Consider the following 13,945-nt stretch of genomic DNA (forward strand, 5'->3'; position numbering starts at 1 on the left):
GAATGTAGCGGAGAGTGAGCAGTCGGTTGCACACTTCGCCGTTCGTTCATCCGATCGTGTGAGGATTGGCCGCAGGGCTGACGCGAGACGGTCGGTCGTACAGTGGCGTAGGCACGTTTCGTGCCTTACGACCTTCTAGGGAGGCGCTTGCCGTGAGTGAGCTGCGGTTCGTCCGCATGGGATTCGGTGCCGAGGCCGTCGAGTACCAGACGGCGTGGGACGAGCAGCGCCGCGTGCACGCGGCACGCTTCGCCGACGAGATCCCCGACACCGTCCTGCTCCTGGAGCACCCGGCGGTGTACACGGCCGGCCGGCGCACGGCGGACAGCGAACGCCCCCTCGACGGCACCCCCGTCATCGACGTGGACCGCGGCGGCAAGATCACCTGGCACGGCCCGGGCCAGCTGGTGGGCTACCCCATCCAGAAGCTCCCGCGCCCCGTGGACGTGGTGGCCCATGTACGGCGCCTGGAGGAGGCCCTCATCCGCACCTGCGCGGAGTTCGGGGTGGAGACCACGCGGGTGGAGGGCCGCAGCGGGGTGTGGGTCCTCGGGGACCCGGTCGAGCAGCGCCCCTCGCTCGGCGGGCTGTCCCTCGACTTCGACCCCCGTCTCCACGACGAGGAGTTCGACCCGCGGATGAACGGCCCGGAGTACGCCCCGTCCAACGCGGGCCAGCGCCGCGAGGACCGCAAGATCGCGGCGATCGGCATCCGCGTGGCCAAGGGCGTCACCATGCACGGCTTCGCGCTCAACGTGAACCCGGACAACCGGTGGTTCGACCGCATCATCCCGTGCGGCATCCGCGACGCGGGCGTCGCCTCCCTGGCCGGCGAACTGGGCCGGGACGTGACGATCGCCGAGGTGCTGCCGGTCGTGGAGCGGCACTTGAAGGACGTCCTGGAGAACGCCGAGTTGAGGCCGCGAGCGATCGAGAAGACGCCGGCATAGATCCAGCCCGTCCGGCGTTCGAGGACGAGGCCCTTCGGGCCGAGGCGGAGGTCTGGGGGCGGCAGCCCCCAGGGCCAGCACCGGCGTCGGGCTTGAAATCAACGGGCGTACCCTTGAGCACGCCGAAGAATCAATCGCTAGGGAGCCGGTCGTGTCCGCAGTCGCACCCGACGGACGCAAGATGCTGCGCCTGGAGGTCCGCAACAGCCAGACCCCCATCGAGCGCAAGCCCGAGTGGATCAAGACCCGGGCGAAAATGGGTCCCGAGTACACGAAGATGCAGAACCTCGTGAAGAGCGAGGGCCTGCACACGGTCTGCCAGGAAGCCGGCTGCCCGAACATCTACGAGTGCTGGGAGGACCGCGAGGCGACCTTCCTCATCGGCGGTGACCAGTGCACCCGGCGCTGCGACTTCTGCCAGATCGACACCGGCAAGCCCGAGGCGCTGGACCGTGACGAGCCGCGGCGCGTCGGCGAGTCCGTGGTCACCATGGACCTGAACTACGCCACCATCACCGGCGTCGCCCGTGACGACCTGGAGGACGGCGGCGCCTGGCTGTACGCCGAGACGGTCCGCCAGATCCACCAGCAGACCGGCGGGCGCGAGGACGGGCGGACGAAGGTGGAGCTGCTCGCCCCGGACTTCAACGCCGTGCCCGAGCAGCTCGAAGAGGTCTTCTCCTCCCGCCCCGAGGTCTTCGCGCACAACGTCGAGACGGTCCCGCGGATCTTCAAGCGCATCCGCCCCGGCTTCCGCTACGAGCGCTCGCTGAAGGTCATCACGGCCGCCCGCGACTACGGCCTCGTCACCAAGTCGAACCTGATCCTCGGCATGGGTGAGACCCGCGAGGAGGTCAGCGACGCGCTGCGGCAGCTGCACGAGGCCGGCTGCGAGCTGGTCACCATCACGCAGTACCTGCGCCCGTCGGTGCGCCACCACCCCGTCGAGCGCTGGGTCAAGCCGCACGAGTTCGTGGAACTGAAGGAGGAGGCCGAGCAGATCGGCTTCTCCGGCGTGATGTCCGGCCCGCTGGTCCGGTCCTCCTACCGGGCCGGCCGGCTGTACCAGATGGCCATCGAGAAGCGGGGTTCCTACGTCGCTTCGCAGGCCGTCTGAGGGGCGGACGAACCACCGCCGGATGGCACGGAGTGCCACTACTTCGTGTGAATCTGCGCACAAGAAACTACCCGCCGGTAACGGCCGAATCGACGCGGTCCTGACCGTCCTCGCAGATGAGGGCGCCGTCAGGGCCGCGTCAGCGTTTTCGCTCGTCGCATCAAGGCTTCATTGGTGTTTGACCGGTCGGTCACGCCCTGGTAACACCAATCAGTGACGCTGGACTCACGCCACGTACACCAACTCCCAGTGCCCGTATCCCGAGGGGGGACCTCCACCATGCAGGCCGCGCCGGTTCGCGCCACCGCAATCCCGTCGTTCACCACTGCACTGCGTGCAGTCGAGTCGCTGCTCATGAGCAGCGGTCAGCGCACCGCCCGCCGCAACGCCTGGACCTCCGTCCTGGAGGACCGCCGCCGCGCCAAGGACCGGGTCGAGGCCCAGCGCGTCATGGAACAGACCACCCTCGTCGCCCGACCCTGAATCCCACCCTCCGGACACTGCCGTCGTACGGCGCTCCCGGGGCCACGTAGACTTCGTGGCATGGCGAGGAAGGAACCTGCAGCGGACGCTGCGAACCCCGGGCGACTGAAGCAGATCGCTCTGACCTACAAGATGACCCGCAAGGCCGACAATAAGATCGGTCTTGTACTCGCGGCTGTCGGCATCGGCATCTTCGGTGTTTTCCTCGCGATCGGTTTCTTGATCGGTCACCCCATCTATCTCGGCATCCTGGGCCTGCTGCTCGCCTTCCTCGGAACGGCGATCGTGTTCGGGCGCCGGGCCGAGCGGGCGGCCTTCGGACAGATGGAGGGCCAGCCGGGCGCGGCCGCGGCGGTCCTCGACAACATCGGCCGAGGCTGGACGACGACGCCCGCCGTGGCCATGAACCGCAGCCAGGACGTGGTGCACCGGGCCGTGGGCAAGGCCGGCATCGTCCTGGTCGCCGAGGGCAACCCGAACCGGGTGAAGACCCTGCTGGCCGCCGAGAAGAAGAAGATGAACCGCATCGTCGCGGACGTACCGGTGCACGACGTCGTCGTCGGCACGGGCGACGGCCAGGTCGCGCTGAAGAAGCTGCGGACCACGATGCTCAAGCTGCCGCGCGTGCTCACCGGTCCCCAGGTGACGGCCACCAACGACCGACTGCGTGCCATGGGCGACCTGATGAGCAACATGCCGCTGCCGAAGGGTCCGATTCCTGGGCGTGGCCTTCCCGGTCGCCCCCCGCGATCGCGAGGATGACACCCGCCCTCACCTCACCGCTCAGCTCCATGGGCGGCAGGGGGTGAGGATCAACCGGAGGGGTGCCCTCGCACCCCTCCAGGGCGCCCATCAGCTCTTCCCAGAGGCCTGACGCAGTCCAGCGCCGCCAGTGCCCACGCAGCCCCTTAGAGCCGTACTTCGCGTCCAGCTCAGACCAGCGGGCACCGGTACGCGCCTTCTCTAGGAACGCCTCCAGCACGGTAACGCGGTGCGAGCCCGCCTTTCTGACGGGCGGTGAGCCCGCCGCCCGGGAAGCGGACCACTTCTACGATCCGGTCCCAGCATCCGTCTGCGAGGTTCGGGACCAGACGCTCCCTCGTCCGGAACCACTCCGCCACCGAGCAGACAAGCCCCTTGCGCATCGGCGGAGGGGGACCAGTCACCTTGATGCGGATGTCGAGGAGTTCCATGAACTCCTGCTGTTGCTCTTCGGACACCTCTTCCAAGCGGTGGTGTGCCATGTCAGCAAGCGCCTGAAGGTTCTTCGCGCGCTCCTCCCCCATGGCTACCTCAGCCTGCCAAGCAGCGATCTCTTCACGTGTCTTCTCCAATTGCGCCAGTTCCTCCAGCAAGGGCTTTACGGCCCGATCAACGGCCGTTTCAGCCTGCTTCGGAGAACGTCCCACCGACCGTCGTTCCCATCCACTGCTCAGCCATGGTCCGGAGGCGTTCCGCGTCCCCAAGGAGCTTGCAGACTTCCGTCCATGCCCACGTCTCCACACCGCCCGCGTCGATCTGTGAGCAGGAGCAGGTGGGCGCTCCGGGGTACGCCTCGGCTTTGCCCGTGCAGCGGTAGTGACGGGTGGTTGCGTCAGCACGAGTGGCCCCGACGTAGTGCTTGCCACAGGGGCTGATGATCCGGCTGGAGAGCGAATACACGCGTCCAGGTCCGGCAGCGGAGCGGGCAGGCTTGGAGGTCGCTCGACGCAGCTCGGCGACCTCTTCCGGAGTGAACATCGGGTCCAATTCCATGACGATGCTCTCGCCCCATACGGGACGACCATCCGGCCCCAGTTCGGCATTCTTGGTGCTCCTGAAGACGAACCGGCCTTTCAACAGGTCTTCGTTCATCAGTCGCGACCGAATGTTGGCATGACTCCAGGGTTTACCGGACCGATTCAGAAGCCCTTCCGCATTGAGGCTCAGCGCCACTTTTCGCCAGTTCCCCCGGAACTTGACCGCGAACACCCGCGCCCTACGAAGCACCACAGCTTCGTGAAGGGGCTCGCAAGGCAACGCGCGAGTGCAGTATTCCCCACCGTCGCACTCGTCTATGACAAGCTTCTGCTCGCCCTTCTTCCCCTTGTTGGCGATCCTGTATCCGTAACGAGCCTGCCCACCAGGAAATCCGCCATCTTCCGCCTTTTCCTGGATTCCCCCTTGCGTGCGGCTGCGGATATTCTCGCGCTCTTCCTCCGCGTAATCAGCATCCTTTCGCATCTTCGAGCGTCCGGAAGCCGTTGAATTGTCGTAGTCATCCTTCACCACGGCAACGAAGATCCCGAGTTCTTCGAGATCCCAGACCCAGCGCCAGAAAGCCCGGCCTGTGCGACCGATGGCCCGCCCTTCGTTCACCACCACCATGTCGAAGGGGCGGGGATCACGGTGAGCGTCCTCCATGAGCCGCTTGAGGTCGCCCCGCTGGTGAGCCTCCAGGCTGCCGCTCACACCCTCGTCGGTGTAGGTGCCCACGTGCTCCCAGCCCTTGCGCTCCATGTAGCGCGCGGTCTTCTTGGACGTGTAGGCGACGCCGTAGCCCTTGGCCTGGTCTTCGGTCGACACCCTCAGGTAGTCGACCGCTCGGAGTGTCGTAGCCCCTGCTGCCACGTCGATTGAAGACGTGAGAGTCTTACCCATGTCAGTCCCTCCAGACTGGCCGGACCCCGGAGCGCGCCAACGCTGCCGGGGTCACCCATGCGGTCAGTCGACTATACGTGATGATCGCCCTACACGGGAGCGAACAGGATTTCCAGTATTCGACGGTACGCTGCCTGTGATCCCGGCTTCTCCGTCGTGCGCCAAATAACCTTTCGACCAAAATTCGCCTCAACAGGATCGCACGACTGCGCTAGGGGCGTTTCGTTTCTCGCCTGATTTTCCCTGCCCTGCCGACTCATGCCCCGACCGCCCAATCCCACTTATCCCAGTGCCTCGCGTCCCCTATTTCCATTCGAGCGATCTCGCGGTTGGTGGCGATGTCTTCGCCGATTCCTGCGGCGAATAGGGCGGCGCCGGGGGTGTGGCCGGAGCCGACGTATCGCCAGTTCGACTCTGTGATGACGTCCGGGTTGTCGGTCGGTTCGGGGGCGCCTCGCTGGTATTCGGCGCGTTCCTCGCGCAGTGCGCCGTAGGTGGTGGAGTAGCGGCGGGATTTGGTGAGGATGTGGCCCTGGTAGCCGAGCGTGTGGGCCCACGGTCGGAGCCGGAGGTGTTCGAGTTCGGGCAGGCCGCCCAGGCGCCAGCAGGTGCCCATCAGGGCGCGTACGTGAGATGTGACGACGGCCGCATGGATGTCGTCCGGACTGGTGACGCGGTAGTCCAGTCCGGCGCCGGTTTCGGCGGTCCCCTTGGACACGTACTTGGCGACGTAGGCGGCAACCGCATCGTCGGTGGGCCCCTCACCATCCGCGAAGGCCCGGATCGGCCGTACGTCCAACTGCCCGCCGAACACGAGGAGTTCGGTGCCGTAGGCGTCGGATTCCGGGACGCTCACGTTCGCCGCTGCGGCAGCCGCATGCACGGCGTCGGTGAGCAGTTCGGCCGTGGCCCACGCCGGGCACGGGTCACCGGGACCGTCCGGCCGTCGAGGGCGTACCACCCCGTGGAAGTGGATAACCGCCCGCTTCTGGTACTCGGCGACCTTGGCGAAGGACACCACCAGGTGGTCACGCAGCTTGGAGCGCGGTATGCCCGCGGCGGAGGCCAGGTGGCGCCGCACGGCGGTGGTGAAGCGGTCCCACAGACGCCCGGCGTGTGCGTGCCACAGCACGTGGCCCGTGTAGTCGTAGCAGTCCTGGCACAGAGGCAGGCCGATGAGCGGGTCATCCTCGGTGTGCACCAGGCCGCAGCCGAGGCGCCGCCCGTGTTCGCAGCGCGGATCATCCCGGCGCGGACGGCATTAGCCCCCATCACGCACACGGTGCACCGGGCCGAACAAGGGGGCGGTCAGCGTTACGAACAGCCGGGGCTGCCCCCGCACGGCAGCGGGCACGCTCTTTCCGCCGGACAGGCCAGCACGGATCAGCTGGAAGGTGTCGCCCGCATGCAGGTAGGCGCACGGCTCACAGACCGAGGCACGCCCAAGGAGCTGATCGCGCTGGCCGAGGGGCTGCGCGAGTCCACCGAGTCGTGGACCGACCTGCTGCGCGACTGCCGCCGCCGGGGCATGCGCGATCCCGAGCTGGTCGTCGGTGACGGCGCGATGGGCCCATTCATCGCTGGTTGGCGTACGCGGTGTCGATCGTTGTCTTCATGAGTTGCGCGGCGGTGCGCATGTTCGTGGTGGTGAAATCGAGGAGCGATGCGGGTGCGAACTCGGTCGTCCACATGAGATGGACACCCGCGTCGTCCTCGCGCACGACCTGGGTTCCCAGGTGGTGCGTCACGGTACTGTCGGTCACCTGGTACTGGAGCCGTCGAGCGTCGTCGTCGAGTTCGACGATGCGCTCGGTGGCCCTCATGCCATTGGCGAAGGTCACAACTCTGCTGTCCGGCCTCTTTTCGACGGTGACCGCGAACCCTGGGATGAGCCGCGTGTCCACCGCGTAGATGTCGCGTATGACATCCCAGGTGAAGGCTGCGCTGGCTTCGACGGGGACGTCGACGGTCACCGAGCTGATGCCGGTTCCCTCATCGGAACGAGTTTCCATGGGCAGTGTCATTTCTTTTCCCTCTTCCCTGATCGTCGGCTGCGGGCGTCGTTGTCGCTGGGCCGAATCCGTCGTCACGGCACCATCACCACCCGACCGATACGACCACGTTGCTCGGCGTAGCGATGCGCGTCGGCGGCGTCGGCGAGTGGGAACACCCGGTCGACGACCACGTCGAGGTCGCCGTCGGCTACCCGGCGGATCATGTCGGCGACGTAGGCACGCACGCGAGGCGTGTGGATCATTGGGCTGAGGCTGAAGCCGCTCAGGGTGCAGTTGCCCAGGAGGAGCGTGGTCGCATCGACCATCGACGCCTCCCTGGCCGACGCCCCGAGGAAGACCACCGTGCCACCCTGGCGCGTGGCAAGGATCAACTGCTGCGTCATGGGCCCACCAACGGGATCCAGGGCCAGGTCGACACCGATGCCGTCGGTGAGTTCGAGGACGCGTCGGCGCACGTCTTCGGTGCGATAGTCGATGCCGTCGTGGAGGCCGAGTCGGCGCAGCGCGTCAAGTTGCTCGTGGCTCGAACCCGTCCCGATCACCCGCGCCCCGGCCTTCGCCGCGAGCTGCACCGCCGCGAGACCGACTCCTCCCGCCGCGCCCTGCACCAGCACCGTACTGCCGGCGGCGAGACCGCCCTGCTCGAACAGCGCCTCGTAGGCGGTTCCGAACGCGACCGGCACGCACGCCGCCGCTGCCGCGTCGGCGCCGTCGGGCAGGACCCAGCAATGGTCTGCCCGCACCGCCCGGAGTTCCGCATGTGAGCCGTGCTCTCCGAAAGCGCTCACGCGCTGTCCGACCCGGAGATCGGTCACCTGCTCGCCAACGGCTACCACCGTGCCCGCACTGCCGTAGCCGACGACGTGGGGGCTTCGCGGGAGTGGCATCATCAGCCTGGTCAGAAGGTCGCCGCCCTCGATGCTGATCGCCTCGACTTTGATCAACACCTCGTTGTCGTCAGGCACGGGGTCGGCGATCTCCTCGTAGCTGAGCACGTCAGGCCCGCCGTTCTCGCGGTACACAACTGCTTTCATGATGGTGGTTCTCCAGTCTTGGGGACGGCCAAGAGGGCCCAGGCCGCTATGAGTTGCCGTGTGCGATTTCCGAGAGGTGGGTCCATGCGTCCCATGTGGACAGCCGTGCGTCGTAATGACCGCGGACCTTCGGCAGTACCGCCCTGCCCAGGATGAGCCGCAGCGGCGGCACGTCGGCGTCGACGGCCGCGAGAACGGCTTCCGGTGTCGCCACCGGGTCCGCGAAGTCTGCGGGGTCGAAGCCCGCGAGCAGGGCTCGTCGAGCCTCGTCGTAGGCGGGGATCTCGGGTGATTGCCTGAGGGAACCGGCGCTGGCGAACTCGGTGGCGTAGGGCCCGGGTTCGATGATGGTCACCTTGATCCCGAGGTGGGCGACCTCTCGCGACAGGGCGTCCATCATGCCTTCCAGCGCCCACTTGGAGGCGTTGTAAAGACCGAGGGTCGGCTCGCCGATCAGGCCGGCCAGGCTGGACACCGACACGATGTGACCGCTTCCCTGTTCGCGCAGGAGGGGCAGTGCTGCTTGCGTCACCCACAACGCCCCGAGCAGATTGGTGTCGAGCAGCTCCCGGACGTCGTCCTCCTGGACCTCCTCGACGGCGCCGCGCAAGCCGTAGCCCGCATTGTTGACGATCACGTCGAGCCGCCCGAAGTGCTGGTGAGCGGCGGCCACGGCGTCGAACACAGCACCGCGCTGGGTGACATCCAGCGGCAGGACCAGCGCAGAGTCGGGGAATGCCTCGGCCAGCGGCTTGAGCCGGCTCTCCTCGCGCGCCGTCGCGACGACCCGGTCGCCCCTTCTCAGGGCTGCCTCTGCCCAAAGCCGGCCGAACCCCCGCGAGCAGCCCGTCATGAACCAGACCTTCTCGGTCACGCGCCTCTCCCCTCTGTGTCCGTCTCCGCCTCAGGAGTTAAGATGAACCGTGGTTCACGATCATCGTGAACCACGGTTCACCTTTAGGCAAGTCGCGTGCGGATTGTTCAGGGAGAGACCATGACCGAAGGCCGGCCGCCACGGGCCGACGCGGTGCGCAACCGCAAGAAGATCCTCGCCGCAGCTCGTGAGCAGGTGACAGCGCACGGCCCGGACGTCGGAATGGACGAGATCGCCGCCGCGGCAGGTGTGGCCGTGGGCACCCTGTACCGCCATTTCCCCACCAAGACCGACCTGGTGGCGGCCGTCGTCGAGGAGTTCGTCGCGCAGGTGGCCGACGACGCCGAGGCCGCCTGCGCGCGCGTCGCATCAGGTGCCCACGCGTGGGACGAGATCACCGGCTTCCTGACCCGGCTCACCGAGGAAGTGGCGACCAACCACGCCGTGAAGGCCGCCACTCAGACGCTGGGCGCCGTCCCGGACGACAAGGCTGACGAGGACCGCGCTGGCGCTGCCCTGACGACTCTCATCCAGGCCGCCCAGTCCGACGGCGACCTCCACCCCGACATCAGCGTCGCGGACGTCTACCTGCTCTTCACCACCGCGCCCACCGACCGCCCACCGGCAGCTCGCGCCCGCTGGCTGACGCTCGTCCTGTTCGGTCTCACCCCGCACGGTCGTGAGCGATAGCCCCCGGACACACGAGTACGTGCGCCGCGCCGCGCCCACCGCTGCACGCGAACCCGAGAATGGCCCCGGAGCAATGCTCAAGACCTGTGGATCGGCCTCGGGAGGGGTGCTTCGCGAAACGCGGAGGGCGTACCCGAACTTGTCGACGCCCCCTGGTCGGTCCGATGCGGACTTGTCCTCTGGCACGAGGGCGAGCACGCCGACTATGTATGGGAGTGGAAAGACGAGCCCACACAAGGACGGTGGGCGCGTTGGACCACTGAAAGCCCCATGCGGTTCGAGACCCTGCCATGGTGCGAGATCCCCGGCGGACCGGACGGCGACGCATGCACGCTCTACCGGGACCACACCCGCAACCACTCATGGAACGTGTTTGACCCGAAGATCGAGGCGCTTCGCCGAAGGACCCTCGCGGAGAACGCCGAATTGATCGCATGGCTCAGTGGGAAGCCGAACTGAAGGACCGCACGCGACGTGAAGACGCCCCCGGTTCGAGTGGAAGCGGGGGCGCCTTCATAGCATGTTCGTGCTGGTCAGCGGCTAAACGCGCAGAGTGAACCCAAAGGCAACCTTGGAGGACGCTGTCGCGCCCTGAAGGGGCGCGGGGGAACTGCGCGAGTAACCACGATGGCGCCGCAGACGATGAACGGCGCACCCCGCGGAGCGCTCAGCCGCGGACCTCGACCGTGCGGGCCAGCCGGTCGTGCAGGCCCCTGCCGTCGCGGTCCCAGATCAGGGCCGGGATCGCGATGCACAGCAGGGCCGTGCGGACGGTGGCGCGGAGGGGGCTGGGGCGGCCGGTGTCCAGGGCGACCACGCGGAGGCCGAAAAGGCGCTTACCGGGGGTGAAGCCGATCGTGCCGGCCGTCAGGACACCGAGGACGAAGAAGATGAGCAGCGCCCAGTTGCCGGTGGCCTGGTCGTAGCCGTGTGTGATCAGACCGTATGCGATCAAGAGGCACAGGCCCCAGTCGACGACGAGGGCGCCGAACCGGCGGCCCGGACGGGCGATCGAGCCCGGTCCTTCCTCGGGCAGACCGAGCTGTTCGCCGCGGTATCCGAAGTCGGCACCGGCTTCCTCTGCGGCCGCGCGGGGGCCCGAGAGCCATGAGCCGATTGCATCCCTGTTGTCCACGCGTCCACGGTACTGCGCCCGTTTCGCGATACGGACAGGTGGGGTACACCGGACTGGGTCCGGTTAACTTGTGCGAAACAAATGGGTCACGCCCGAGAAATCACCCGTCCCTAGGGTCGGGGACAGCGTGTGCCACCGCACTGGCCGCACGAACGAACTACCACCCCGGCAGGACGGTCGGGAGTAGGAGGAGCTGGATGTTCCAGAACGCCGACGAGGCCAAGAAGTTCATCGCGGACGAGGACGTCAAGTTCGTCGACGTCCGCTTCTGCGACCTGCCGGGTGTGATGCAGCACTTCACGATTCCGGCGGAGGCCTTCGACCCGGCCGAGGAGCTCGCCTTCGACGGCTCCTCGATCCGCGGCTTCCAGGCCATCCACGAGTCCGACATGGCGCTCCGCGCCGACCTGTCCACCGCGCGCGTCGACCCCTTCCGCCGCGACAAGACGGTCAACATCAACTTCTTCATCCACGACCCGATCACGGGCGAGCAGTACTCCCGTGACCCGCGCAACGTGGCGAAGAAGGCGGAGGCCTACCTGGCGTCCACCGGCATCGCCGACACCGCGTACTTCGGCCCCGAGGCCGAGTTCTACGTCTTCGACAGCGTGCGCTTCCAGACCTCCGCGAACGAGGCCTTCTACCACATCGACTCCGAGGCCGGCGCCTGGAACACCGGTGCCCTCGAGGACAACCGTGGTTACAAGGTCCGCTACAAGGGCGGCTACTTCCCGACCCCGCCGGTCGACCACTTCGCCGACCTGCGTGCCGAGATCTCCCTGGAGCTCGCCAACTCGGGCCTCCAGGTCGAGCGCCAGCACCACGAGGTGGGCACCGCCGGCCAGGCCGAGATCAACTACAAGTTCAACACGCTGCTCGCCGCGGCCGACGACCTCCAGCTCTTCAAGTACATCGTGAAGAACGTGGCCTGGCGCAACGGCAAGACCGCGACCTTCATGCCGAAGCCGATCTTCGGCGACAACGGCTCGGGCATGCACGTGCACCAGTCGCTGTGGGCGAACGGCGACCCGCTGTTCTACGACGAGGCCGGCTACGCGGGCCTGTCGGACACCGCCCGCTACTACATCGGCGGCATCCTCAAGCACGCCCCGTCGCTGCTGGCCTTCACCAACCCGACGGTGAACTCGTACCACCGTCTGGTGCCGGGCTTCGAGGCGCCGGTCAACCTGGTGTACTCGCAGCGCAACCGCTCCGCGGCCATGCGTATCCCGATCACCGGCTCCAACCCGAAGGCCAAGCGCGTCGAGTTCCGTGCGCCCGACTCGTCCGGCAACCCGTACCTGGCGTTCTCCGCGCTGCTGCTCGCGGGTCTGGACGGCATCAAGAACAAGATCGAGCCGGCCGAGCCGATCGACAAGGACCTCTACGAGCTGGCTCCCGAGGAGCACGCGGGCGTCGCGCAGGTCCCGACCTCGCTCCCCGCCGTCCTCGACCGCCTCGAGAGCGACCACGAGTTCCTGCTCGCCGGTGACGTCTTCACGTCCGACCTGATCGAGACGTGGATCGACTACAAGCGCGCGAACGAGATCGCCCCGCTGCAGCTGCGTCCGCACCCGCACGAGTTCGAGCTCTACTTCGACGTGTGATCGACGCCTGTCCCAGGTACAGCGCCCGCGCCCCCGTTGTCGTACCGACAGCGGGGGCGCGGGCGTATGTTCTATTCTGCCGATGACACGACACGGGGGTGGACGGGATGCCGGAGCACGAACGCGACAACCACGAGCGCGAGTTCGACCTGAGGTGGGCGGACGACGCCCAGCACAAGGAGCCCTCGGCACGGGCCCGGATGCTCGCCGCTCGGTGGCGGGAGAACCCGCCGCAGCCGCAGCCGTTCCGCGCCGATCCCGGGCGGGTGGCGCCGCGTCGGTCCTCGTGGATGTCCACGGTCATCGTGCTGGGCGGCATCGCCGCGATCATCCTGCTGCTGGGGTACACCCGGTTCCGGGCGCCGTACTAGTCACAGAACGTGCCCTTTACAGCTCCTAGGGCCGATCGGAACTACTTCATGGGTCCGGCCGGGTGCACACTGGACAGCGGGACGAGTGCCTGACTGCGGGGTGATGGCAGATGCAGAGCCGCTTCCGGAGCGACCGGCGGTTGACCGTGCGGATGACGGTCACGATGTTCCTGCTCGGGTTGCTGTACGTGGCGTTCGTCGCCGCACTGATCGTGTTGTTGAAATCGTGGCTGCTGGTCGTGGTGCTGGTGGCGGCGATGTTCGTCGCGCAGTTCTGGTTCTCCGACCGGATCGCGATGTTCGCCATGCGCGGGCGGGTCGTGGAGCGCGAGGAGTATCCCGAGCTGCACGCGGTGGTCGACCGGCTGTGCGCGATCGCCGACATGCCCAAGCCGGTGGTGGCCGTGTCCGAGATGGACATGCCGAACGCGTTCGCGACCGGGCGCAATCCCGACCATGCCGTGGTGTGTGTGACGACGGGGCTGCTGCGGCGGCTGGAGCCCGCGGAGCTGGAGGGCGTGCTCGCGCACGAGCTGTCGCACGTGGCGCACAAGGACGTCGCCGTGATCACGATCGCGTCGTTCCTGGGTGTGATCGCGGGGCTGATCGTGCGGTTCGCCTTCTACTCTCAGCTGTTCGGCGGAGGGCGCAGGGACCAGAACACCGCTGCCGTCTTCGCCATCGTGATGGGGGTGTCGGCCGCCGTGTACGCGATCAGTTTCCTGCTGATCAGGGCCCTGTCCCGGTACCGGGAGCTGGCCGCTGACCGGGCCGCGGCGCTGCTCACCGGGCGGCCCTCGGCGCTGGCCTCCGCGCTGACCAAGGTCTCGGGCGACATCGCGAGGATCCCGACCAAGGACCTGCGGACGGCGCAGGCCTTCAACGCCTTCTACTTCACCCCGGCGACCGGCAAGGAGCCCGGCATCGAGCGGTACTTCTCCACCCACCCGAGCCTGGAGCAGCGGCTCGACCAACTGGGGCGGATCTCCGCCGAGTTGGGTGAGGCGACCACACCCGGAAAGGGGTGAC

The 13,945-nt window shown here is 67.4% G+C and carries 15 protein-coding genes and 2 pseudogenes; 10 read left to right on the top strand and 7 right to left on the bottom strand.

Going from position 1 to position 13,945, the window contains the following annotated elements:
* The first annotated feature begins 152 nt into the window (after positions 1 to 152).
* From lipB to LJ657_RS11300, 4 genes are all read left to right on the top strand, one after another.
* On the top strand, positions 153 to 950 hold the full coding sequence (gene lipB / locus LJ657_RS11285; protein ID WP_232648301.1) for a lipoyl(octanoyl) transferase LipB: 798 nt from the start codon (positions 153 to 155) through the stop codon (positions 948 to 950).
* 151 nt (positions 951 to 1,101) lie between these two features.
* Positions 1,102 to 2,067, top strand: a complete 966-nt coding sequence (lipA, locus tag LJ657_RS11290; RefSeq protein WP_232648302.1) for a lipoyl synthase — start codon at positions 1,102 to 1,104, stop codon at positions 2,065 to 2,067.
* 279 nt (positions 2,068 to 2,346) lie between these two features.
* Positions 2,347 to 2,550: an SCO2195 family GlnR-regulated protein gene (locus LJ657_RS11295; RefSeq protein ID WP_232648303.1), complete on the top strand. Its 204-nt coding sequence runs from the start codon at positions 2,347 to 2,349 to the stop codon at positions 2,548 to 2,550.
* 60 nt (positions 2,551 to 2,610) lie between these two features.
* On the top strand, positions 2,611 to 3,312 hold the full coding sequence (locus LJ657_RS11300) for a DUF4191 domain-containing protein (RefSeq protein WP_232648304.1): 702 nt from the start codon (positions 2,611 to 2,613) through the stop codon (positions 3,310 to 3,312).
* 170 nt (positions 3,313 to 3,482) lie between these two features.
* Here LJ657_RS11300 and LJ657_RS11305 read toward each other — a convergent pair whose 3' ends face one another.
* The 3 genes and pseudogenes from LJ657_RS11305 to LJ657_RS11315 form a co-directional block, all read right to left on the bottom strand.
* Complete coding sequence (locus LJ657_RS11305) at positions 3,483 to 3,905, bottom strand: hypothetical protein (RefSeq protein ID WP_232648305.1); 423 nt, start codon at positions 3,903 to 3,905, stop codon at positions 3,483 to 3,485.
* A gap of 28 nt (positions 3,906 to 3,933) precedes the next feature.
* Positions 3,934 to 5,190 carry a recombinase family protein gene (locus tag LJ657_RS11310; RefSeq protein ID WP_232648306.1) on the bottom strand — a complete coding sequence of 419 codons (1,257 nt, stop codon included), beginning with the start codon at positions 5,188 to 5,190 and terminating at the stop codon, positions 3,934 to 3,936.
* 256 nt (positions 5,191 to 5,446) lie between these two features.
* A pseudogene (locus LJ657_RS11315) lies at positions 5,447 to 6,601 on the bottom strand (replication initiator).
* A gap of 33 nt (positions 6,602 to 6,634) precedes the next feature.
* Here LJ657_RS11315 and LJ657_RS11320 point away from each other — a divergent pair.
* A pseudogene (locus tag LJ657_RS11320) lies at positions 6,635 to 6,760 on the top strand (transposase); the annotation flags it as partial.
* A gap of 4 nt (positions 6,761 to 6,764) precedes the next feature.
* Here the strand turns inward: LJ657_RS11320 and LJ657_RS11325 are convergent.
* The 3 genes from LJ657_RS11325 to LJ657_RS11335 are packed head-to-tail and all read right to left on the bottom strand — an operon-like array spanning position 6,765 to position 9,113.
* Positions 6,765 to 7,280 carry an SRPBCC family protein gene (locus tag LJ657_RS11325; protein ID WP_232648307.1) on the bottom strand — a complete coding sequence of 172 codons (516 nt, stop codon included), beginning with the start codon at positions 7,278 to 7,280 and terminating at the stop codon, positions 6,765 to 6,767.
* Complete coding sequence (locus tag LJ657_RS11330; RefSeq protein WP_232648308.1) at positions 7,277 to 8,227, bottom strand: quinone oxidoreductase family protein; 951 nt, start codon at positions 8,225 to 8,227, stop codon at positions 7,277 to 7,279. Before LJ657_RS11330 ends, LJ657_RS11325 begins: the two co-directional genes overlap by 4 nt.
* A gap of 58 nt (positions 8,228 to 8,285) precedes the next feature.
* Entirely contained in the window at positions 8,286 to 9,113 is an 828-nt protein-coding gene (locus LJ657_RS11335) for an SDR family NAD(P)-dependent oxidoreductase (protein WP_232648309.1), read from the bottom strand.
* Positions 9,114 to 9,233: 120 nt separating this feature from the next.
* Here LJ657_RS11335 and LJ657_RS11340 point away from each other — a divergent pair, with 120 nt between their 5' ends.
* Both LJ657_RS11340 and LJ657_RS11345 read left to right on the top strand, forming a co-directional pair.
* A complete protein-coding gene (locus LJ657_RS11340) occupies positions 9,234 to 9,803 on the top strand; it encodes a TetR/AcrR family transcriptional regulator (protein WP_232648310.1) in 570 nt (189 codons plus the stop codon).
* Between the two features lie 270 nt (positions 9,804 to 10,073).
* Positions 10,074 to 10,262, top strand: coding sequence for a hypothetical protein (locus tag LJ657_RS11345; RefSeq protein WP_232648311.1), 189 nt, complete (start codon positions 10,074 to 10,076; stop codon positions 10,260 to 10,262).
* Positions 10,263 to 10,470: 208 nt separating this feature from the next.
* Here the strand turns inward: LJ657_RS11345 and LJ657_RS11350 are convergent, their stop codons facing one another.
* Entirely contained in the window at positions 10,471 to 10,938 is a 468-nt protein-coding gene (locus tag LJ657_RS11350) for an RDD family protein (RefSeq protein WP_232648312.1), read from the bottom strand.
* A gap of 197 nt (positions 10,939 to 11,135) precedes the next feature.
* On the opposite strand from LJ657_RS11350, the gene glnA reads away from it, so the two are divergent.
* The 3 genes from glnA to htpX all read left to right on the top strand — a co-directional run bounded on the left by glnA (position 11,136) and on the right by htpX (position 13,944).
* Complete coding sequence (gene glnA, locus LJ657_RS11355) at positions 11,136 to 12,545, top strand: type I glutamate--ammonia ligase (RefSeq protein ID WP_232648313.1); 1,410 nt, start codon at positions 11,136 to 11,138, stop codon at positions 12,543 to 12,545.
* Positions 12,546 to 12,652: 107 nt separating this feature from the next.
* Entirely contained in the window at positions 12,653 to 12,916 is a 264-nt protein-coding gene (locus tag LJ657_RS11360; RefSeq protein ID WP_232648314.1) for an SCO2583/SCO2584 N-terminal domain-containing protein, read from the top strand.
* A 110-nt stretch (positions 12,917 to 13,026) separates the two neighbouring features.
* Positions 13,027 to 13,944, top strand: coding sequence for a zinc metalloprotease HtpX (htpX, locus tag LJ657_RS11365; RefSeq protein WP_232648315.1), 918 nt, complete (start codon positions 13,027 to 13,029; stop codon positions 13,942 to 13,944).
* Position 13,945: the final 1 nt, after the last annotated feature.

The organism is Streptomyces guryensis (genome assembly GCF_021261325.1).
GTDB classification, from domain to species: domain Bacteria; phylum Actinomycetota; class Actinomycetes; order Streptomycetales; family Streptomycetaceae; genus Streptomyces; species Streptomyces guryensis.

Excerpts from the sequence above, each read along its gene's own strand:
- LJ657_RS11295 (WP_232648303.1), top strand. The coding sequence starts at position 2,347 with ATGCAGGCCGCGCCGGTTCGCGCCACCGCAATCCCGTCGTTCACCACT.
- LJ657_RS11300 (WP_232648304.1), top strand. The coding sequence starts at position 2,611 with ATGGCGAGGAAGGAACCTGCAGCGGACGCTGCGAACCCCGGGCGACTG.
- LJ657_RS11310 (WP_232648306.1), bottom strand. The coding sequence starts at position 5,190 with ATGGGTAAGACTCTCACGTCTTCAATCGACGTGGCAGCAGGGGCTACG.
- LJ657_RS11340 (WP_232648310.1), top strand. The coding sequence starts at position 9,234 with ATGACCGAAGGCCGGCCGCCACGGGCCGACGCGGTGCGCAACCGCAAG.
- LJ657_RS11345 (WP_232648311.1), top strand. The coding sequence starts at position 10,074 with ATGCGGTTCGAGACCCTGCCATGGTGCGAGATCCCCGGCGGACCGGAC.
- glnA (WP_232648313.1), top strand. The coding sequence starts at position 11,136 with ATGTTCCAGAACGCCGACGAGGCCAAGAAGTTCATCGCGGACGAGGAC.
- LJ657_RS11360 (WP_232648314.1), top strand. The coding sequence starts at position 12,653 with ATGCCGGAGCACGAACGCGACAACCACGAGCGCGAGTTCGACCTGAGG.
- htpX (WP_232648315.1), top strand. The coding sequence starts at position 13,027 with ATGCAGAGCCGCTTCCGGAGCGACCGGCGGTTGACCGTGCGGATGACG.